Genomic DNA, 20,620 nt, shown 5'->3' on the forward strand with positions numbered 1-20,620 from the left:
GCTGAGTAGTACTTGTGCACCATCGGTGCCATCTCTTCCTCTGAATCCACGAGATCCAGTGTCCGTGATGTCCACCGATTGGGGGGAAGCCCCCATGGACCTCCCCAGGCCCAAGTGGCCCGCGCACGAGATCGCAGTCATTGGCGGTCGGCATGAAGATGACCTGATCATCGCCCGCGGATACCTGCGCGTGGCAGAGCTTGCGGCAACGGAGTGGAGCCAGAACGGCCCCGACGACTTCCTCCCGATTCCGATCTACTACAACTACCGGCACAGCGTGGAGCTGAGCTTGAAGGGGCTGATCCGGGAGACCGCCACCATCATCCGACGCGGCGAGTACGACACCCGTGGCGAGAATCTTCGACCCGACCGGATCGACGAAAAGCTCCGCGAGGACAGCCACAGCATCAGGAAACTGGCCGAACGGCTGAACCGGTACCTGGGCCTGATCACAGACCTTGATCCACCGAACAACAAGATCGACCCGGAGTCCTTCGCAGCACTCCAATGGCTCGACGACATGGACCAGACCGGGGAGACCTTCCGCTACGCCCGGATCGGCGCAGGTCAGGCCAGCCGAACTGCGCGACCGGATCAAACGAACATCAACTTCTACGAAGACATCCGCAAGGTGCATGACCTAGCGTGGCTGCTCCAAGCCGGTTATTCCAGTGCCCTCCAGGCGTTCGGTGACCTCCAGCAGGAGTACTTAGAAGAGATGCGATGGGTGACAGGCTGCTGACAATCCGCCTCAGGCGACTCGTCAACATCCACACGGCGGCGAAGGGCAACATGGCTGGACTGCCACCGCATCGAATTTGCCCCATCGGGCCTCTCCGTCGCTGACGTCGTCGGACAATGGGTCTCGTGGTGAATCTCCAGTTCCTCGTAGAGCAACCCGCTGGTACAGCGCCCTTCAGCTTCACGCGGACCGGCCTCGCCACGGCGCGGGTCGAGCGCCTTCGCACCACCGCGCTGGACGACGTGACCGATCTGGACGCCGCGTACGCCTTGGCCCGCATTGCCTGGACCGAGCTCGAAGCCTTCGGTACCAGCGGCGGCCAGCGGCTCGATGACGACGAGATCGCCCTTCTCCTCCGATCCCTCACCGCAGTCCTCAGGCGCCTGAAGACGCCCCTGGAGCTGCCCTTCCGCGACTACAAGAGCTTCAAGAGCTACTGGAAGCAGCAGGGGATGAGCGACAGCTACGAAGCCCGGCGCAGCTACCTTGGCCACGTCTTCGAGCCTGTGCTGAAGAAGCTGGACGCTTACCACCCCCACCTCGCGCCAGGCCGTGCCACCTCGCACCGCATCACTGAGGTCACCCGTCGGCGACTGCGCGAGGGGTTGCCGGTCACCTGGTGGGGAACCCTGGACGAATTGCAGTTCCTGGACCGCTTGTACGACCTCAACAACCTGCCCAGCCACGACCGACGGCACACCACTGCCGCCGAGGACATTGGCCACCACTGCATCAGCGATCCGCTGGACTGGGAGGCCGACTGGATCTGGCGCGATGAGCGCTTCGCTCTTGCCGACGGGGACGACGAGCTGCTGCGCTTCCTGGCCGAGATGCTGCACCCGGCGGTGCGCACCGATGCCGCAGAGGTCGAAGGGCTTCGCGTCTGGTTAAACGAGACCCTGGCTCACGACGGCTACGAGCTCGCCGCCGTGGACTCGATCAGTGGCGCACCGGTCTTCGCCGCCCGCACGATCGGCGCGGGGGTGCCCGGGGCGATGAAGAACCTCTTCTTCGCCGCCGACGGCCCGAAACCGGAGTTCGTTCTCGGCGACGCCATCAACAACGACGTCCTGGTGGTCAAGAACGGCGAGTTCTGCCTCCAGTACGACGAGCCGCTCGGCGCCGCCGGCCTGACCTGGGGCGACTTGATCAGCTGGTGGCGCGCCCAAGCGTCCTTCCCCGAAGACGCAACCGATCAGGACGTGGGCCGCGCGCTCTACAAGCGGCTGTCGGCCTCTCTCCACCACGACCCCAAGCGCCCCGAATGGGTCTCGCCGGAGCGGGAGGTGTTCCGCGCCTACTGCCGACGCTATCCAATCGACGGGACCGGAGACCGCCACCCCGCACTGATCCCGCAGGTATACCTGCACCTGGACCCGCGCACCCGCCGCGAACGCGGAGGCAGGGACAGCGTCCTCGGCCGCGAGCGCATGGACTTCCTACTCCTACTCCCCCGCGGAGTACGCATCGTCGTGGAAGTCGACGGCCAGCAGCACTACGCCGAAGGCGACGTGGCATCGCCACGGCTCTACTCAAAGATGGTGTCCGAGGACCGATCCCTACGACTCAAGGGATATCAGGTCTACCGCTTCGGCGGCCACGAACTCGGACTCAGCACAGCCCCGGCGATGCTCCACGACTTCTTCGGCCAGCTAATCGAAAGCCAGCGATAGGCGACAAGCGAGCACTATCCCAGCTCGGCTCGGCACTTCCACCGCCCCTTCCAAGAAAGCTCCGCCGACGACGCGGCCACGAATCGGTAGTACCTCTGAGGAAAGCCGCGGGCACAGTCACCGCTGTGCCTCCGCCAGCACCCTCCTCGTATCGCCTCTCCAGCTGAGTCGGGCGCGCCTCTGGCGAAAACGGCCAACCTCTCGCCGAGCGCCGCAGAGGAGACCGGGCGTTCAGGGATTGCCTCACCTGGCGCTCAAGCGTTGTCCTCGAAATTCATCACAGCCCGTAGCGAGTGGCAGCGAGCGTTTTCCCCATGGCGTCCGTCGTCGCTTGATGCTTCTCAACGATGCTCATCACTTGATGCCCCACTATGTGCACCGGATGTGCACCGGCCTCAAAAATGGCCACATACACGCAGGTCAGAGGCATGTTCGTACTCTACTTCGACATCTAGCATCACTGCAGTTCAGCGCACTTGGTCAACTCATGGGGCCGTCCTGGGTCGCCGTTCATGCATTCCGCTGTCGGAATGCATGAACGGCGACCCTGCGCATGTGCGTCCAACTCCGGGCCAACCCCATCCCACTGAAAGCGATAGCCGACTCGTAAATCGCCCAATCTTTCCCAGCACCGGCATCAGTGACCGGAAAGGCGCTGTTGCCCCAGGCCACCAAGTGCCATGACACTCCCGCCATGGTGTACAAGTGCCGAGCCCAGACAGCCGATGGAACGTTATGCAAAAACCGGGTACGCACCCCCGACACGCGCTGCCACCTCCATCGAGGTCAGCCAGCCGGACGCGCATCCACTCCCAGACAGCAACGACACGCCCCAGCGGCGACCCCGGCACGCCGCAGCCCGCCCCGTTCGGCACAGCGCCAGCGAGCCACTCCCGCCGCTACCGTGGCGTCGCGTGCTTCGAACAGTCAGGCCCGCCAAGACCGGCAAATGGAGCAGATAGTCAACTTCTGTCTGAACACGATCAGCGAAGGCGGGGCTTCGGCGATCGCCGACCGGGCCTCGGCATATGTCACTGACGAGACATGGAACGCCCTGGTGGAGCGACACCGCAAGAAGGGCTGTGACGACCTCGCCCGTTTGGCACGGAAGATTCTGTTGGGCAAGGAGAAAATCCATGACTTTCTCGCAAAATCCGCAGGGGTCCTTATGGGCTTCCTGGGCCGCCCTCGAATCGAGCGCATATTCATCCAGGAAGTGGTTCGCCGCATCCCACTGCCCACGGATGTCAAACTGTCCACAGCGGCCCGCGCGCTGCAGATAGCCGGAATCTAAGTGTGTCTTACCGGAAACCAGGACCTGGCCGATTGCGCGTGTCTGAGAGATGTACTCAGGGTTGAGGGACAGGCCCAAGTACAGAAGCTTGTTCTCGGCTCTGTGCGGGACTGGAGAGAACTGCCCACTCGGATGAGCAGTTGAGCATCAGCCCATACGCCGGGCGGCGCTTGACGTAATGACTACGTCAATCTATTGTCGGATGCATGCTCTACCCGACTCCTGCCCTCAGCCCTGCCGACGCTCGGGTGCTCGGCGAGATCGATCGCATGCGGGAAGCGCTGCGGCACCAAGTGCGCGCTGCGCCGTCGAAGTGGACTGCCGGGCTCAGGAAGTTCCTTACGGCCGACGCTGTCGCGGCCTCGAACTCCATCGAGGGGTTCAAGGTGTCCACGGTCGATGTCGAGGACCTAATGGAGGGCGAGCGCGATGTCGAGGTCTCCGAGGAGAACCGCGAGGAGACCCTCGCCTACCAACGGATGATGACGTACATCCAGACACTCCACGACGCTCAGGACTTCAGCTACAGCAAAGGCCTGCTCAACGCACTGCACTGGATGCTGCAAGGCCACCGCAACACCGTACGCAAGCCGGCCGGACAGTGGCGTCGCGGTCCGGTCTACGTCACCGACGCCCGCGACCCCAGCATCGCCGCCTACACCGCCCCCGACGCCGACGCTGTCCCCGTACTGGCGCAGGAACTCGTCGACTGGCTCAACTCTGAAGACGACACCCATCTGCTGGTGCGAGCCGCCATGGCGCACCTACATCTCGTGTCCATCCACCCCTGGGCCGACGGGAACGGCCGGATGTCCCGTTCGCTGCAGACGCTCATGATCGCTCGCGAAGGCGTCCTGGCCCCGGAGTTCTCCTCCATCGAGGCGTGGCTGGGCCGCCCCGGCAACACCTGGGACTACTACCGCGAGCTCGCCGACCGAGGACCTCACTACTCTCCCGATCAGGACGTCTCCAGCTGGATCCGCTTCAACCTGACCGCCTACCACCAGCAGGCGCAGACCGTCCAAGGCCGACTCGACCGCTCCGGCCGAACTTGGGGCAAGCTCGCCGAATTCGCCGACAGCAGCGGCTTGGACGAACGTGCGGTGACTGCCCTGCACGATGTGGCCATGGCCGGACGCGTTCGCCGCTCACGCTACGAGCACGCCGAGGGCCTGAGTCTGCAACAGGCGCAACGCGACCTCCGCGACCTCGTCACCGCGCAGATCCTGGAACCGGTCGGCCGAACCCGAGCCCGCTACTACACGGCGGGCCCGCGCTTCCCCCAGCTCGCACTGGACATCGCGCGCACCCCGATGACACTCCGGAATCCCTACGCCAACTGATCGATATTCGGCACTCTTGATCAACTCGTGCGAGGTCCGCGGCTGTGACGTACTGCGGCCTGGAAAGCACGCCGACCGGTGTCAGACCGCCAGAACCCTGACCCTCGTAGAGTTACCCGTTCGCCCGGCGCCGGCGCGGTCCAGTCGATCGCCGAGCAGGGTGGAGATGTCGTCCACGTCCGAGGTCAGCACGGTTACCGGCCTGTCTGCTGCGGCCAGTGCAGTGGCGACGACCATAGCGTCGATGGCGTACTTGCGCCCGCGCAGACCCGCGCTCTTCAAAAGGTTCGACGCCGCTCTGGCGAGATCCTGAGTGAGAGGGATGGCCACCAGACGGGAGAGGGCCCAGTCGAGCCTGGCGGGATGCACTGCAAGGTAGTCGGCCTCGACGATGGTGGCAGCCGCGATCACGACCCGAACGTCGTCCTGGGCGGCCACTGCCAGACGCGCCGTCATCTTCCGATCGGCACGCAGGTAGAGCGAGAGGGCCTCACTGTCGAGTAGCCAGGTCCCACTCACGCGACCTCGCCGCGCGGCACCGCGCCGTAGATCTCCTCGCGAGCCGCCTGGATCTCCTCAGAGGTGAGCGAACCGTGGATCTCCTCATTGGCCTGGATCATCGCCTGGAGATTGTCACGCTCTATCTGGCGCCGCACGGCCGCCTCGACGTACGGCGAAACGCCGCGTTTCCCCACACGGTCGCGGACCGAGTCGATGACACTGGCGTGAAAGGAAACCGACACGGAAACGGTCGGGTCCTGCTCGGGGGCGGGAGCGCTGTCAGCCATGTCACCACTCTAGCAAAACTTTTGCCAGAGCAGGGATCAAGAGCGAGCCGGGCTGTGCCGTCACCGGTTCGAGGTATTCAGGAAAGCAATCGGGGGCTTCCGCGCCGTGCGCCCCCTCACCGACCACCCTGCCTTCCGGTTGCTGCCGGACGACCTGGGCTAGGTATCGACCCGCCGGCAGTTGCGCAGTGACCGGCGCCTGACCGCGGTCTGCCCGACATGGACGGCCGGGTCACTCGACCCCGGCGGCCCACCGGCTATCGGGCGGATCCGATGCCGGCCAGGATGAGGTCGATACCGGCGAGGAACTGCTCGCGGTCGTCGTGCTCGATCAGCTGCGTCGCCACCTGATGCACGAACGGGTACTCCGCGGGGTCGAACTGCACCCACCGTGCGGCCACTGTGCCGAGAAAAGCCGTCCGGTCACTCTCCTGCGTGTGCAGGCGGGCGTTCGCGGCGTTCTGTCCGGCGACCCCGAGGATGTAGTTCACGAGTGCGGAGGCCGCGTCGAACTGCGCCCGGGCGGGAACGCCGAGTGCCGGGAGCCGCCCGCCGATGCCTTCAAAGATCTGCACCATCGCCGACTGCCACGGCTCGCGGGAGAGCTGGGTACCCACCCAGGGGTGCGCGTCGATCGCGTCGAACACCCCGATGGCGATGGCTCGGATCGCCTCCTGCGGCTCCGCACCGCTGACCGCACCGCTGACCACGCCGGTCATCACGCGGGCGATGACGTCGTTGGCGGCCGCCGCAAGCAGGTCGTCCTTGTTGGCGACGTGCCAGTAGATCGCCCCGCTCCCCGTTGCCAGGCGCGCCGAGAGCGCGCGGAAGGTCAGAGCGCTCTCGCCGTCGGCGTCGAGGATCTCGATCGCCGCCTCGACGATGCGCTCCTTCGAGAGCGCGTCCGTGCGCCGTTTGGTCCGCTGCGTCCTGGTCGCCATGAGGACCATGTTGACACGAATGGAACTCTGTTCCAAAGTGGGCTCATGGAACAGTGTTCCAGTCGCATTCCGAAAGGAGTATCTGATGACACCGGTCACGATCGTCGGTGCGGGCCTCGGCGGCCTCACCCTCGCCCGCGTCCTCCACGTCCACGGCATCCCCGCAACGATCTACGAGGCGGAGCCCTCGGCGGAGGCCCGCACCCAGGGCGGCCAGCTCGACATCCACCAGGACGACGGGCAGTTCGCGCTCGCAGCGGCCGGCCTCACCGACGAGTTCCGCGCGATCATCCACGAAGGCGCCGAGGCGCTGCGCGTGCTCGACCAGCACGGCGCGGTCCTGCTCGACGCCCCCGACGACAGCACGGCGAGCCGTCCCGAGGTGCTCCGTGGCGACCTGCGTCGGATCCTGCTCGACTCCCTGCCCGACCGGACCGTCCAGTGGGGACGCAAGGTCGCCGATGTCCGGCCGCTCGGTGACGGCCGGCACGAACTGACCTTCGCCGACGGCTCCACCGTGACCAGCAGCCTCCTCGTCGGTGCCGACGGCGCCTGGTCGAAGATCAGGCCACTGCTCTCCGACGCCAGGCCCGAGTACGTCGGCACGACGTTCATCGAGACCTACCTGTACGACGTCGACGAGCGGCACGCCGCGACGGCCAAGGCGGTCGGCGACGGCGCCATGTACGCGCTGACCCCGGGAAAGGGGATCGTCGCCCACCGCGAGGCGGGGAACATCCTGCACACGTACGTCGAGCTGAACCGCCCCGCCGAGTGGATCGCCGGCATCGACTTCACCGATGCCGCCGCCGCGGCCGCCCGGGTCGCGGCCGAGTTCGACGGGTGGGCCCCGGAACTCACCGCGCTGATCACCGACGGCGAGACGGCGCCGGTCCCGCGCATGATCCACACGCTCCCGGACGGACACCGCTGGGACCGCGTGCCGGGGGTGACACTCCTCGGTGATGCCGCGCACTTGGCGCCCCCGTCCGGCGACGGCGCGAACCTGGCGATGTTCGACGGCGCCGAGCTCGCGACGGCGGTCGCCGCACACCCCGACGACATCGAAGCGGCACTCGCCGCCTACGAAGCGGCGCTGTTCCCGCGCAGCGCGTCGGCCTACGCGGACGCACACGAGGTCCTGGACCTCTGCCTCGGCGACCGCGCACCGTTCGGACTCCTCGACCTCTTCAACGGCGTGCGCGTGGGCGGCGCCCCTGGGTCGCGGCTGGAGACCGCAACGCCTGTGCGTCACATGTGAGATGCCTCGGCAAGGCCCGGGCGTTCCCCGGCGGCGTCGCGGGATGGTGCGGGCTGACGTACGCTCGGGCGGAGTCGGGCTGCGGCGGGGCCCGCCGGAGCGGTGCACCCCTGACGCGGCCCCTGAAGGCGGGGATGTCTCTTGGCACTTGACGTCGGTGAGAGCGGTGCGGTCGGTGGCGGTGCGGTCGGTGGCGGTGCGGTCGGTGGCGGTGCGGTCGGTGGCGGTGCGGTCGGTGGCGGTGCGGTCGGTGGCGGCGGTGCGGTGGTGGGTCCGGGCGTCGAGGTCGCCCCGCTCGGCGGCCTGCGGAGAGTCACCCGGCCCTGGCACCCCGGGCTGCGTCCCTTCCTGACCAGCTACGCCGGCTTCTGGGACTCGGCGACCTCGCCCTACCGGGTGCGACTGGTCCCCACCGGCCGCGCCGTGCTGGTGATCAACCTGGCGGAGCCGTTCACCCAGCGCCGCAGGCTGGACGCGCCGGGCGCGGCCGGCGGGAGGATCGGTTCGCTGATCACCGGCCTCGACGACGTGCCCGGCGTGTGTGAGCACCCCGGGGGCCAGGAGGCGATCCGGCTGGAGTTCACGCCGCTGGGCGCCTACCGGCTGTTCGCGGTGCCGATGGGCGAGTTGACCAATCAGGTGGTCGAACTCCGCGACGTGCTGGGACCCGAGGCCGGGGTGCTGATGGAGCGGCTGGCGGCCGCCGGGGACTGGACGTCCCGGTTCGACCTGCTGGACGCCGCGCTGCTGAACCGGCTCGGCCGCGGACCGGACCCCTCGCCGGAGGTGGCTCATGCCTGGCGTCTGCTGTCCGACACGGCCGGGGCGATCCCGGTCGCCCGGATCAGCGCCGAAGTGGGCTGGAGTCAGGGGCACCTGATCCGCCGGTTCACCGAGCAGATCGGCCTGACGCCGAAGACCTGCGCCCGGGTGCTGCGCTTCCAGCGCGCGCTGGGGATGCTCGCGCGCGGGGCCGAGAGCCTTGCTGCGGTCTCCGCCGCCTGCGGCTTCTACGATCAGGCCCACCTCAGCCGCGAGTTCCGCGCCCTGGCCGACACCACCCCCCGCCAGATGGCCGCCGCCCGCCAGGTGGAGGGAGCCCTCGCCTTCGGACGGCGAGGGCAAATTTGTCCAAGCCAGGCGTGACCGCGGACGACTACGGTCATGAGTCGTAGGCCTGATCGCCGCACAGACAGGGCTTCGTGACGCGACCACGCTCGCTCGCGCCGCGGAGTCCTCCACGGGGGTTGTCTGTGCGGCGTCCTCAGGTCGACCGCCTCCGGCGGCGGGGATCAGGCGGCGGGCAGGGGGGTTGGGCCGCCGGTGAGGGTGACCCGGAGGGCCGTCGGGAGCAGTTGCACGGAGGTGGCCCTGAGGCCGAGCGGGTAGGTCTGGCGACCCGAGGAGAGCCCGGATCCCGCACCGCCGCCGAGCCCGCCGAGGCTGGCGGAGGGCACCGACCGGCCGAAGACGGTGAGGCCCGCGACGGTGAGGGAGACCCGGCCGTCCGCGAGGACCGGACGCAGCGTCAACTGCCCCACCCCGCCCGGGCCGATGGCGACCACGATCGTCCCCGCGGCCGGCTGGGTGGTGACCGAGGTGACCGCCATGGACGGGACGGCGGCCTGCACCGCCACGCCGATGGACCGCGTGGGAACGGTGACCTCGGCGTGGGTGGCGGAGACGCTCGCCGCTCCGCCGCCGAGGCGGATGCCTTCGAGCCGCGCCTGGACGGTGACCTGCGGCAGCGGCCCCACCTGCGCATCGTCGCTGCTGATCTCCAGCCCGGGGATGCGCCCGGTCACCACGTCCCACAGCACCGGGCCGCCGTCCTCGTGGACCGTCACCGCGCCGCCGAGCGCGGGCGCCGCCTTGGCGACGCGGTCCTGGATCACGGCGCGCACGGTGAGTTCACCCGTGCCCGCCGCGACGACGGCGGTCAGCGCCAGCACCGAGGTGACGGTGACGACCCGGCGCCTGCGGAGCACCACCCACAGCCCGGACAGACCGGTGGGCCCGGACGGACGGGTGGGCCCGGACAGGCGGGTGGGCCCGGACGGACGGTCGAGACCGGAGGGCCGCTTCATCGCACCGCCTCCAATTCCCGCGCCTCGGCAGGCCCTTCGGGGTCGAGGTGCGGCAGCAGGCGGTCCAGCCAGCCGGGGAGCCACCAGTTGGCGCGCCCGAAGAGGTACATGGTCGCGGGCACCAGCAGCAGGCGGACCACGGTCGCGTCGATGATGACGCTGACCCCGAGCCCGAGCGCCAGCATCTTGACGACGACGTTGGTGGAGAGCAGGAAGGCCAGGAACACGCTGGTCATGATCAGTGCGGCACAGGAGATGACCCGGGCGGTGGCGGCCAGCCCCGAGGCCACGGCCAGGTGGTTGTCGCGGCGCTGCAGCCAGGACTCGCGGATCCGGGAGAGCAGGAAGACCTCGTAGTCCATGGAGAGCCCGAAGACGATGGCGAACATCATCATCGGTACATAGGACTCGACCGGCACCTTCTCACCGACACCGAACAGCGAACCGCCCCAGCCCCACTGGAAGACCGCGACGACCACACCGTAGGCGGCGGCGATGGAGCAGAGGTTGAGCACCGCGGCCTTGACCGCCACCAGCAGGCTGCGGAAGACGGTGAGCAGCAGCAGGAACGCGGCGACCACGACCACGCCGATGATCAGCGGCAGGGTGGAGACCAGGGTGTCGGTGAAGGTCAGCCCGGCGGCGGTGGTGCCGGTGACATAGCCGGTCGCGCCGGTTCCGGCCAGCACCTTCGGCAGCGTGTCGTTCTGCAGGGTGTGGAACAGGTCGGCGGTGGCCTGGTCCTGCGGGCCGGTGGTCGGGGTGACCGTGGCGATGAGCAGGTCGTGGTCCGGGCTGGCGACCGGGGTGGACACCGAGGCGACGCCGCGGACGGCGGCGAGGTCGTTCCGCAGGCTGGTGGCGAGGTCCTGACGCCGGCTCTGGTCGGCGACCTGCTCGCTGTCGAGCTGGGTGACGACGGTCAGCGGGCCGTTGGCGCCGGGGCCGAAGCCCGCGCTGGTCAGGTCGTAGGCGCGCCGGTCGGTGCGGCTGGTGGGCTGCGCCCCGGCGTCGATGTGGCCCAGCCGCAGCGAGGCGAGCGGGATGCTGAGGACGCCGAGCAGGAGCAGACCGCTGACCAGGAACAGCCAGGGGCGTCGGCCGACCGTGGCGGCCCAGCGGTGCCACACATCGGAGTCGCCGGTCGGTTCGGCGACCGGCGTGCGGACGTACAGGCGGTCGATACGACGGCCGAGCAGCCCCAGCAGCGCGGGGGTCAGCGTCACCGACGCGGCTCCGGCGACGATGACGGTGAGTCCGGCGGCGGCGCCCAGGCTGCCGATGAAGCTCATGCCGGAGGCGTAGAGCCCGGCCAGAGCCATGGCGACGGTGGCGGCGGCGACCAGTACCGCGCGGCCGCTGGTGGCGACGGTGCGTCCGACCGCCTCGTACGGGTCCTGACCGTCGTGCAGCAGGGCGCGGTAGCGGGTGGCGAGGAACAGGGCATAGTCGATGCCGACGCCCAGGCCCATCATGGCGGCCAGGGTGGGGGCCGACTGGCCGAAGCTGAAGTGGGCCGCGAGCAGGCCCAGCCCGCTGATGCCGACGGCCAGGCCGAGCACGGCGGTCAGCAGCGGCAGTCCGGTGGCGGCGACGCTGCCGAAACCGATCAGCAGCACCAGCACGGCGACGCCCAGACCGATCGCCTCCGAGGTGCGGTCGGCCGACTTGGGCGCCGCCAGCTGCCCGAGCGGGTCGCCGTAGTCGACGGTGACGTGGTCGGCGCGCAGCGGCTGGACGGCGGTGTCGACCCGGGTGAGGTAGGAGGGGTCGAAGCCCGCCGGGTTGCTGCTGAAGTGGACCGCGACGGAGGCGATGTCGCCGTTGGCCGACACGGCGCCGGGCGTGCTGAGCGGGTCGGTGACCGCGAGCACGTTCGGCAGGTGCCGCAGGCTGGTGACGGCCGCGTCGATCGCCGCCCGGTGCGCGGTCAGCGCGCCCTGGCCGGTGCTGAGCACGATCGGCGCGGTCACCCCGCCGGCACCGCTGCTGCCGTGCGCACTGAGCAGGTCGGAGCCGGTCTGGGAGCTGGTGCCGGGCAGCGAGAAGCTGTCCGCGAAGGTGCCGCCCCAGTGGCCGTCGGCCACGCCGAGGCCGACCAGGAGGACGATCCAGAGGGCGACCACGCGCCAGGCGTGCCGGGCGCACCAGTGGCCCAGCCGGTACAGCAGTCCAGGCCCGTCGGCCGTTTCGGTCTTCATGGGGCCTCACTGTGGGCGACGCGCGTAAGGACCGCGTTGGCACTTTGTTCGGGGAGTGTACGGGCGGCGGGGCGCCCACCGGCGGCCGGCCCGCGGCTGGTTAGCATCAAGCAGTTCCGGCGGGCGGGAAGGCCGGGCGACGGGACACGGGACGGGACGGCGACAGGTGGGAGAGGCAGGGATGAGCGGGTCCAGGGGCCTGGTGCTGGTCGTCGAGGACGAACGGCACATCGCCGACGTGCAGCGGCTCTACCTCACCCGTGAGGGGTTCGGCGTCCACGTCGAGAGCGACGGGGCGGCCGGGCTGGCGGCCGCCCGGCGGATGCGCCCGGTGGCGATCGTCCTGGACATCGGCCTGCCGGGGCTGGACGGCATCGCCTTCTGCCGGGCGCTGCGCGACGCGGGCGACTGGACACCGGTGCTGCTGGTGACCGCGCGCGGCGAGGAGGCCGACCGGATCCTCGGGCTGGAGCTGGGCGCGGACGACTACCTCACCAAGCCGTTCTCACCGCGCGAGCTGGTCGCCCGGGTGAAGACGGTGCTGCGCCGGGCGGACGGGCCGCCGGGAGCGCCGGGAGCGCCGGTCGGTGGCATCGGCCGGATCAGCGTGGACCCGGTGACCCGCACGGTGCAGCGGGACGGCGAGCCGGTGGAGCTCACCGCCACCGAGTTCAACCTGCTCGCGCACCTGCTCCGGCATCCGGGGCAGGTCTTCGCCCGCGAGCAGCTGCTCGCGCAGGTCTGGGGGTACGCGGGCTACCGCGACACCCGGATGGTCGACGTGTTCGTCTCCCAGCTGCGCGCCAAGCTCGGCGACGCCAGCCCGATCCGCACGGTCCGCGGCGTCGGCTACAGCGCGACCGCGCCGGACCCGAACCCGACGCAGGACTCGGACGCGCACGCCGACGCGGCCCCGGGCCCGGCCGTGGATCCCGGTCCGTGAGCCGCGAAGCTCCCGGGCGCGGGTCCCTGGTACGGAACATCGTGGTGCTGACCACCGTGGTGGCCGCGCTCGCGGTGGCACTCACCGGGCTGATCGCCTGGCAGACCGCGGCGCACGGCGCCGAGCAGCGCGAGCGCGACCAGCTGGCGCGCCACGCCACGGTCCTCAGCCACGCGCCCGCGCTCTCCGAACTGTTCTTCAACGGCGCCCAGGCGCTGGCCGGACCCGACGGCGTCGAACTGGCCGTCATCTCGCCCGACGGCTCGGTCCAGGGCACCGCGACCCCGGCCGTGGACACCGTGTCGAAGGCCGCGCTGCTGGCCGGACGACCGGTCTCGACCAGCTCCGTCCTCGGGGGGCAGGACGTCCTGCTGGTGGGGCAGCCGGCCGCGCGCGGCGGCGCGGTCGTGCTCACCGAGCCCTACAGCACGGTGGCCCAGGAGACGAACCGGATCCGCGGCAACGTGATCGTGCCGCTGGTCGTCGGGATGCTCGGCGCCGCGCTGGCCGGCGCGCTGCTGTCGCGCCGGATCGCCCGGCCGCTGGTGGCGGCCGCCCGGGTGGCGCACCGGCTGGCCGACGGCGAGCGCGGTCTGCTCGCTCCGGTCGACGGCCCGCGCGAGGCCGCCGACATCGGACAGGCCCTCAACGTCCTGGACCGGGCGCTGGCGCGCAGCGAGAACCGGCAGCGGGAGTTCCTGCTGTCGGTCTCGCACGACCTGCGGACCCCGCTGACCGCGTTGCAGGGCTACGCGGAGGCGCTGGCCGACGGCCTGATCGAACCGGACCGGCTGCCCGAGGTGGGCCGCGTCCTGGCCGACGAGACGCGCCGCCTGGACCGCTTCCTCGGCGACCTGCTGGCGCTGGCCCGGCTGGAGTCGGACGACTTCCGCCTCGACACCGCCCCGACCGACCTGACCGCGCTCGTCACCGAGGCCGCGGCGTTCTGGGCCGACCCCTGCGCCCGCCACGGGGTGGTGCTGCGGCTCGAACAACCGGGGCCGACCGAGCCGCCCGTCGTCGTCGGCACCGACGCCTTCCGGGTCCGCCAGCTGCTCGACGGCCTGGTCCAGAACGCCCTGCGGGTCACGCCCGAGGGCGGACCACTGGTCCTCGCCGTCCGCGGCGCGGACGGCCACGCCGGCGGTGCGGCCGAACTCCAGGTCCGTGACAGTGGACCCGGACTGACCGAGGACGACGTGCGGGTCGCGTTCGACAGCGGCGTCCTGCACGAGCGCTACCGGGCCACCCGCCCGGTCGGCAGCGGGCTGGGCCTGGCCATCGCGCACCGGCTGACCGGACGCCTCGGCGGCACCATAGGCGTCGAGGGGCACGGCCCCGAGGGCGGCGCCGCCTTCACCGTCACCCTGCCGCAGGCGCCGAACCCCGCCGGGTGAACGCGGCGCCGAACCTCGCCGGGTGAACGCGGCGGTGCACGAAGCGGGCGGGCCGGCCCGATGACCCGATCCGGCGGGACCCGATCCGGCGGGACCCGATCCGGCGGGCGAAGCGGGCGTCACTCCGCGCCGGGGGCGTCCTCGGTGCTGTCGACCAGGCCGAGTCGCAGGTGCTCGACGTGGTAGATGGCCTGGTCCAGCAGCTCGGCGACATGGTTGTCGTACAGGGCGTAGACCATCGAGCGTCCGCGCCGCTCGACCGTCACCAGGCCCAGGTTCTTCAGCAGCCGCAGCTGGTGCGAGCAGGCCGAGCGCTCCATCCCGGCGGCCTCGGCCAGCTCGCTGGCCGCGCACGGGCCCTCGACCAGTCGGGCCAGGATGTACAGCCGCGAGGGAGTGGCCAGGGCCTGCAGCAGGGTGGCCACACCGGCGCTGCCGACGTGGTCCAGGCGCTCGCGTGAGGTGGCGCGCTGCTTTTCGACGATTCCATGGCCCATGACGGCATCCTACCCACGATGCGTGAAAGATTGTTCAATCAATCCGGTATGGTGGTCCCGGTCGCCCCCTCCGCCCCGGGCGATCGCCGTCCCGCGAAGGAAGAACGCCGCCATGTCCACGACCCTCACCGAGCGCCCGGCCCCCGTCGCGGCCTCCCGCGACGCGCTGGCCCCCCGACGGCGCACGCGGGTGTTCGCGCTGGCCGAGGCCCGGTGGGCCGCCGCGGCCACCGTCGCCTTCCTGCTCGCCCTGTCGCTGCAGCTGACCGGCGTGCCCGCCTGGGCGTGGGTTCCGCTCTACGCGGTCGCCTATGTCACCGGCGGCTGGGAGCCCGGCTGGGCCGGGCTCCAGGCACTGCGCGAGAAGACCCTCGACGTCGACCTGCTGATGATCGTCGCCGCCCTGGGCGCCGCCGCGATCGGGCAGGTCATGGACGGCGCGCTGCTGATCGTCATCTTCGCCACCTCCGGCGCGCTGGAGGCGCTGGCCACCGCCCGCACCCAGGACTCCGTGCGCGGGCTGCTCGATCTCGCCCCCACCACCGCCACCCGGCTGCGGGACGACGGCACCGAGGAGACGGTCGACACCGAGGTCCTCGCGGTGGGCGACACCGTGCTGATCCGGCCCGGGGAGCGGGTCGGCGCCGACGGCCGGGTGCTGGACGGCGCCAGCGAGGTCGACCAGGCCACCGTCACCGGCGAGCCGCTGCCCGTCGCCAAGCAGGCCGGCGACGAGGTCTTCGCCGGAACCCTCAACGGCACCGGCGCGCTACGGGTCCGGGTCGAGCGCGACGCCTCCGACTCGGTGATCGCCCGCATCGTGGCCATGGTCGAGGAGGCGAGCGAGACCAAGGCGCCCACCCAGCTGTTCATCGAGAAGGTCGAACAGCGGTACTCGCTGGGCATGGTGGCCGCCACCCTGGCCGTCTTCCTGGTCCCGCTCGCCTTCGGCGCGGCGGTGACCGGGTCGCTGCTGCGGGCGATGACCTTCATGATCGTCGCCTCGCCCTGCGCGGTGGTGCTGGCCACCATGCCGCCGCTGCTCTCGGCCATCGCCAACGCCGGACGCCACGGCGTCCTGGTCAAGTCGGCGGTGGTGATGGAGCGGCTGGGGCAGGTCGACTCGGTCGCGCTGGACAAGACCGGCACCCTGACCGAGGGCACGCCCCGGGTCACCGACATCCGCCCCCTCCCCGGCTGCGGTCTGGACGAGGACGGCCTGCTCGCCCTGGCGGCGTCCGCCGAGCACCCCAGCGAGCACCCGCTGGCCCGCGCGGTGGTCGACGCGGCCCGCGAGCGCCGGCTGGACCTGTCCGCCGCCGAGGACTTCCGATCCGCCCCCGGCATCGGCGTCACCGCCACCGTCGACGACGTCCCCATCGCCGTGGGAGCGCCGGCCCGGCTGCTCAACGGCGGCACCGATCCCCGGTCCGGGCAGGCGGCCGCGGTCGCGACGGAGCTGGAGGACGGGGGCCGCACCGCCGTACTGGTCGAGCGCAACGGCCGCCCCGTCGGCGTCCTGGGCATCGCCGACCGGCTCCGCCCGGACGCCGCCCGCACCGTCGCGGCGCTCACGGCGCTGACCGGCACCGCCCCGGTGCTGGTCACCGGCGACAATCCGCGCGCCGCCGCCCGCCTCGCCGCCGAGGTCGGCATCGCGGGCGACGACGTGCACGCCGGGTTGCTCCCGCAGGACAAGGTCGAGGCGGTACGCCGGCTGGAGGCGCGCGGGCGACGGGTGCTGGTGATCGGCGACGGCGTCAACGACGCCCCGGCGCTGGCGGCCGCCCACACCGGGATCGCCATGGGCCGGGCCGGCTCGGACCTCGCCCTGGAGACCGCCGACGCGATCGTGGTCCGCGACGAACTGGCCACCGTGCCCACCGTGGTGGCGCTGTCCCGCCGGGCCCGCGCGCTGGTGGTGCAGAACCTGGTCATCGCCTCGGTCTTCATCTCCGGCCTGGTGGTCTGGGACCTGGTCGGCCATCTGCCGCTGCCGCTCGGCGTGCTGGGCCACGAGGGCTCGACCGTCATCGTCGGTCTCAACGGCCTGCGGCTGCTCCGCGACGCCGCCTGGCTGCGCGCCGCACAGACCGGGGCCGCCGCCACGAGCGGGAACGGCGCGTGAGCCGACGCGGCCCGCGCCGGGCCAACTCCACAGCCAACTCCCCCGCGGGCTCCACCGCGCGCCCCGCGGCGGGCTCCGCCGGGGGCTCGTCAGCAGGCGTGGCGCGGCCGACGGTCACCGTCTGCCGGGGCTGCTGCTGCGGCACCGCCAAGATTCCCCGACTGGACCACGAGGCGCAACTCGCCGACCTGCGCGCCTCGCTGGCCGAGGTGGCCATGGTGCGGCGGGTGGACTGCCTGGACGCCTGCGACCACGCCAACGTGATCGTGGTCCAGCCCTCGGCCGAGGGACGCCGGGCCGGCGGCCGGCCGGTCTGGCTCGGCCTGGTCAACGACCGTGACGCCGCAGCCGACATCACCGCCTGGGTCGACGCGGGCGGCCCCGGTCTGGCCGATCCGCCCGGCGTCCTCGACCTCTACGCGTTCACCCCGTCCCGCCGGGTCCGGCACGAATTCGAGGAGTGATCTGATTCGGCGTCAGGCCCGGGCTACTCCCGCGCGGTGAGGAAGGCGGAGAGCAGGCGGTTCAGCGAGCGCTCGAAGGCCCGGTCGGCGTCGAGCGGAGCGCTGCCGGCGCTGTCGGCAAGGGTGGCCGCGAGGTAGGGGTACCGGCCGGTGGCGATGACGCCGCCGAGGTAGGTCACCAGCTCGGCGTGCCACTCGGCGGTGGCGCCACCGGCGTTGCGCTCAAACTCCGCGAACTGGCAGACGAAGCCGTTGAGCTGGGCGAACATCTCCATCTTTGCGCCGCCGCCGAGCGGGGTGCCGGCCAGCGCCCGGAGGAAGAACTCGGTGCAGCGCAGGGCGTTCGGGCCCATCGAGGGACGCGAGAGGGCGAGCCCGGCCATCCACGGATGCCGGCGCATGGCAGCCAGTGCCTCACCGGCGAACCGGGCGAGGTCCGCCCGCGCCTCCCCCGACGGCTCGGCCGGGAGGACGAACTCACCGACCGCGGCGTCCAGCATCAGGTCGAACAGGTGCTCCTTCTTGGGCACGTAGTTGTAGAGCGACATGGTGCCGGCGCCGAGGGCTGCGGCGACCTTGCGCATCGAGACCGCGTCCAGACCGTCGGCGTCCGCGAGGGCGATCGCCGCCGCGGCGATGGCGGCGCGGCTGTGGGCCGGCTCCGGCCCCCTGCCGCTGCGCTCGGGGCGCAGCCAGATCATCCCCGGGGCGCCCCTGGCGGACGGCGTCTTGGCGGGCGGCGTCCTGTCGGGCGGCGTCCTGTCGGGCTGCGTCCCGTCGGATGCGGGCTTGTCGGATGCGGGTCGGCCGGACGGCATGGATCATCACCTCTCCCCGGCAGTCTAGACACGTACACCGTACGTAGTAGTACTCTGGCGGCACGCACTTCTACGTACACCGTACTTAGAGAGGTGGCTCCATGAGCCTGCCCCACCACGACACCTCCCGTGACGGCCCCGGTCCGGCCATCGAGGCCGAGGGCCTGCACAAGCGGTTCGGCCGCACCGAGGCCCTGCGCGGCCTGGACCTGTCCGTCCCGGCCGGGACGGTCTGCGGCGTGCTCGGCCCCAACGGCGCGGGCAAGACCACCGCGGTGCGGATCCTGGCGACCCTGTCCGACCCCGACTCCGGACGGGCCCGCGTGGCCGGGTTCGACGTCGTCCGGCAGGCCGAGCAGGTGCGGCACAGCATCGGCTTCGCCGGTCAGCACGCCGCGGTCGAGGAGGGCATCACCGGCCGGGACAACCTCCACCTGGTCGGCCGGCTGCACAAGCTGGGCGCCCGCGGCGCCCGCCGGCGGGCGGAGGAACTGCTGGAGCGGTTCGGGCTCGACGAGGCCGCCGACCGGCTGGTGCGCACCTACTCCGGCGGGATGCGGCGGCGCCTGGACCTGATCGCCAGCCTGGTCACCCGGCCCGCCGTGCTGTTCCTGGACGAGCCGACCACCGGTCTCGACCCGCGCAGCCGCAACGAGATCTGGGCCATCGTCAGAGAGCTGGTGGCGGACGGCACCACCGTGCTGCTCACCACGCAGTACCTGGACGAGGCCGACCGGCTCGCCGACGCCATCGCCGTGGTCGACCACGGCCGGGTCATCGCGTCGGGGACGCCGCAGACCCTCAAGTCCGCGATCGGCACCCGGGTCGAGGTGACGCTGGCCGAGGCCGACCAGCAACTCGCCCGCGCCGCAGCGATCCTGGCCGCGCTCACCGGCGGCTCCCCGGTCCTGGACGAGGCCGAGCGCCGGGTGCGCGCGATCACCGCGCCCGGCCGTGCGATCGCCCTGCCGCAGCTGGTCCGGGAACTGGACGCCGCCGGGGTGGCCGCGCAGGACGTCGCCCTCGGGCATCCCTCCCTGGACGACGTCTTCCTGACCCTCACCGGCCGCTCCACCACCGACCCGACCACCGAACCGAGCACCGACCCGAGGGAGACCGTGACCCGATGAGCGTCCTCACCCCGAGCGCCCCCAGCGTCCCCCACAGGCCGGCGCCGGCCACTCCGCGCCGCCGGGCCGGGAACGCCGTCTCCGACGCGTGGACCCTCACCCTGCGGATCCTGCTGTACTACCGCCACTCCCCCGGTCTGGTCGCGGCCTCGCTGATCGCCCCGCTGGCCATGCTGCTGGTCTTCGGGTACATCTTCGGCAGCGCCATCAAGCTTCCCGGCGGCGGCAGTTACCGCGACTACCTGATGCCGGGGATGTTCATCCTGGTCGCCGTGAACGGGATCATGCCCAGCATGAACGGCGCCGCCCGCGACGTCGGACGGGGCGTCACCGACCGGCTGCGCTCGATGCCGATCTCGCGCTCGGCGGCACTCTTCGGCCAGACCCTGGCCGACCTGGCGGTCAGCACCGTCGTGCTGGCGATGATGGCCGGCGTGGGGCTCGCGCTCGGCTGGCGCGCCCAGCACGGGGTGGCGCACGCGGTGACGGCGTTCGCCCTGCTGCTGCTGTTCCGCTTCGTGGCCAACTGGATCGGCATCTACCTCGGCCTGCTGATCGGCCGGGAGGACATGGCCGGGCAGTTGTCCGTGCTCGTCTTCCCGCTGAGCATGGTCACCAATGTGTTCGTCACCACCGGCGGCATGCCCGGGTGGCTGCGCCTCGTCGCGAACTGGAACCCGATCAGCGCGGTCGCCGCCGCTGCTCGGGAGCTGTTCGGCAACACGGTCCCCGCGATGCCCGGCGAGGTGCTGCCCCTGCCGCTGCGGCATCCGATCGCCGCGACGCTGGTGTGGTGCGCGGTGCTGCTGACGGTCTTCGTCCCCCTCGCCGTACGCAAGTTCACCACCCACGGCCGCTGAGCGCCTGCTGCCGCCCAGCACCCCCGTCCCGGCGCGGCGGCTACGGGGACGGG

20 protein-coding genes are annotated in these 20,620 nt (G+C 71.1%); 12 read left to right on the plus strand and 8 right to left on the minus strand.

All coding sequences use genetic code 11. The annotated features are described in order from the left end of the window. Nucleotides 1-67 precede the first annotated feature (67 nt). Nucleotides 68-742, plus strand: coding sequence for a hypothetical protein (locus ABH925_RS34720; RefSeq protein ID WP_370154974.1), 675 nt, complete (start codon nt 68-70; stop codon nt 740-742). Nucleotides 743-867: 125 nt separating this feature from the next. Further along, the gene (locus ABH925_RS34725; protein WP_370154977.1) at nt 868-2,415 is read left to right on the plus strand and encodes a hypothetical protein; all 1,548 of its coding nucleotides are present in this window, start codon (nt 868-870) and stop codon (nt 2,413-2,415) included. 277 nt (nt 2,416-2,692) lie between these two features. Here ABH925_RS34725 and ABH925_RS34730 read toward each other — a convergent pair whose 3' ends face one another. Continuing rightward, nucleotides 2,693-2,845: a hypothetical protein gene (locus ABH925_RS34730; RefSeq protein WP_370154979.1), complete on the minus strand. Its 153-nt coding sequence runs from the start codon at nt 2,843-2,845 to the stop codon at nt 2,693-2,695. A 519-nt stretch (nt 2,846-3,364) separates the two neighbouring features. Here ABH925_RS34730 and ABH925_RS34735 point away from each other — a divergent pair. Together ABH925_RS34735 and ABH925_RS34740 are read left to right on the plus strand one after the other, a co-directional pair. Continuing rightward, nucleotides 3,365-3,709 (plus strand): hypothetical protein, encoded by a 345-nt coding sequence (locus ABH925_RS34735; protein WP_370154981.1) that lies wholly within the window; start codon nt 3,365-3,367, stop codon nt 3,707-3,709. A 206-nt stretch (nt 3,710-3,915) separates the two neighbouring features. After that, on the plus strand, nt 3,916-5,052 hold the full coding sequence (locus ABH925_RS34740) for a Fic family protein (protein WP_370154984.1): 1,137 nt from the start codon (nt 3,916-3,918) through the stop codon (nt 5,050-5,052). Between the two features lie 81 nt (nt 5,053-5,133). Here ABH925_RS34740 and ABH925_RS34745 read toward each other — a convergent pair whose 3' ends face one another. The 3 genes from ABH925_RS34745 to ABH925_RS34755 form a co-directional block, all read right to left on the minus strand. Beyond that, the gene (locus tag ABH925_RS34745) at nt 5,134-5,508 is read right to left on the minus strand and encodes a DNA-binding protein (protein WP_370154987.1); all 375 of its coding nucleotides are present in this window, start codon (nt 5,506-5,508) and stop codon (nt 5,134-5,136) included. A 59-nt stretch (nt 5,509-5,567) separates the two neighbouring features. Continuing rightward, nucleotides 5,568-5,840 (minus strand): hypothetical protein, encoded by a 273-nt coding sequence (locus ABH925_RS34750; protein ID WP_370154989.1) that lies wholly within the window; start codon nt 5,838-5,840, stop codon nt 5,568-5,570. A gap of 257 nt (nt 5,841-6,097) precedes the next feature. After that, entirely contained in the window at nt 6,098-6,781 is a 684-nt protein-coding gene (locus ABH925_RS34755) for a TetR/AcrR family transcriptional regulator (RefSeq protein ID WP_370154991.1), read from the minus strand. An 85-nt stretch (nt 6,782-6,866) separates the two neighbouring features. Between ABH925_RS34755 and ABH925_RS34760 the strand changes: the two genes are divergently transcribed. Together ABH925_RS34760 and ABH925_RS34765 are read left to right on the plus strand one after the other, a co-directional pair. Further along, complete coding sequence (locus ABH925_RS34760; protein WP_370154992.1) at nt 6,867-8,042, plus strand: FAD-dependent oxidoreductase; 1,176 nt, start codon at nt 6,867-6,869, stop codon at nt 8,040-8,042. A gap of 141 nt (nt 8,043-8,183) precedes the next feature. Next, on the plus strand, nt 8,184-9,188 hold the full coding sequence (locus ABH925_RS34765) for a helix-turn-helix domain-containing protein (protein WP_370154994.1): 1,005 nt from the start codon (nt 8,184-8,186) through the stop codon (nt 9,186-9,188). Nucleotides 9,189-9,334: 146 nt separating this feature from the next. On the opposite strand, the gene ABH925_RS34770 is transcribed toward ABH925_RS34765, so the two are convergent. Further along, a complete protein-coding gene (locus tag ABH925_RS34770; protein WP_370154997.1) occupies nt 9,335-10,129 on the minus strand; it encodes an LmeA family phospholipid-binding protein in 795 nt (264 codons plus the stop codon). Beyond that, entirely contained in the window at nt 10,126-12,330 is a 2,205-nt protein-coding gene (locus ABH925_RS34775; protein ID WP_370154999.1) for an MMPL family transporter, read from the minus strand. Before ABH925_RS34775 ends, ABH925_RS34770 begins: the two co-directional genes overlap by 4 nt. A 181-nt stretch (nt 12,331-12,511) precedes the next feature. On the opposite strand from ABH925_RS34775, the gene ABH925_RS34780 reads away from it, so the two are divergent. Next, complete coding sequence (locus ABH925_RS34780; RefSeq protein WP_370155001.1) at nt 12,512-13,273, plus strand: response regulator transcription factor; 762 nt, start codon at nt 12,512-12,514, stop codon at nt 13,271-13,273. Continuing rightward, nucleotides 13,270-14,670, plus strand: coding sequence for an ATP-binding protein (locus ABH925_RS34785; RefSeq protein ID WP_370155004.1), 1,401 nt, complete (start codon nt 13,270-13,272; stop codon nt 14,668-14,670). The genes ABH925_RS34780 and ABH925_RS34785 overlap by 4 nt, the downstream gene beginning before the upstream one ends. 119 nt (nt 14,671-14,789) lie before the next feature. Here ABH925_RS34785 and ABH925_RS34790 read toward each other — a convergent pair whose 3' ends face one another. Then, the gene (locus tag ABH925_RS34790) at nt 14,790-15,167 is read right to left on the minus strand and encodes an ArsR/SmtB family transcription factor (protein ID WP_370155007.1); all 378 of its coding nucleotides are present in this window, start codon (nt 15,165-15,167) and stop codon (nt 14,790-14,792) included. Between the two features lie 112 nt (nt 15,168-15,279). Here ABH925_RS34790 and ABH925_RS34795 point away from each other — a divergent pair, with 112 nt between their 5' ends. Together ABH925_RS34795 and ABH925_RS34800 are read left to right on the plus strand one after the other, a co-directional pair. Then, nucleotides 15,280-17,295: a heavy metal translocating P-type ATPase gene (locus tag ABH925_RS34795; protein WP_370155008.1), complete on the plus strand. Its 2,016-nt coding sequence runs from the start codon at nt 15,280-15,282 to the stop codon at nt 17,293-17,295. Between the two features lie 98 nt (nt 17,296-17,393). Further along, on the plus strand, nt 17,394-17,759 hold the full coding sequence (locus ABH925_RS34800) for a (2Fe-2S) ferredoxin domain-containing protein (RefSeq protein WP_370155045.1): 366 nt from the start codon (nt 17,394-17,396) through the stop codon (nt 17,757-17,759). Nucleotides 17,760-17,782: 23 nt separating this feature from the next. Here the strand turns inward: ABH925_RS34800 and ABH925_RS34805 are convergent, their stop codons facing one another. Next, nucleotides 17,783-18,577, minus strand: a complete 795-nt coding sequence (locus ABH925_RS34805) for a TetR/AcrR family transcriptional regulator (RefSeq protein ID WP_370155010.1) — start codon at nt 18,575-18,577, stop codon at nt 17,783-17,785. A 101-nt stretch (nt 18,578-18,678) separates the two neighbouring features. Here ABH925_RS34805 and ABH925_RS34810 point away from each other — a divergent pair, with 101 nt between their 5' ends. Then, nucleotides 18,679-19,707, plus strand: a complete 1,029-nt coding sequence (locus tag ABH925_RS34810) for an ATP-binding cassette domain-containing protein (protein ID WP_370155013.1) — start codon at nt 18,679-18,681, stop codon at nt 19,705-19,707. Next, a complete protein-coding gene (locus tag ABH925_RS34815) occupies nt 19,704-20,567 on the plus strand; it encodes an ABC transporter permease (RefSeq protein ID WP_370155015.1) in 864 nt (287 codons plus the stop codon). Before ABH925_RS34810 ends, ABH925_RS34815 begins: the two co-directional genes overlap by 4 nt. Nucleotides 20,568-20,620: the final 53 nt, after the last annotated feature.

It is taken from the genome of Streptacidiphilus sp. EB129, from assembly GCF_041262645.1.
GTDB lineage: Bacteria > Actinomycetota > Actinomycetes > Streptomycetales > Streptomycetaceae > Streptacidiphilus.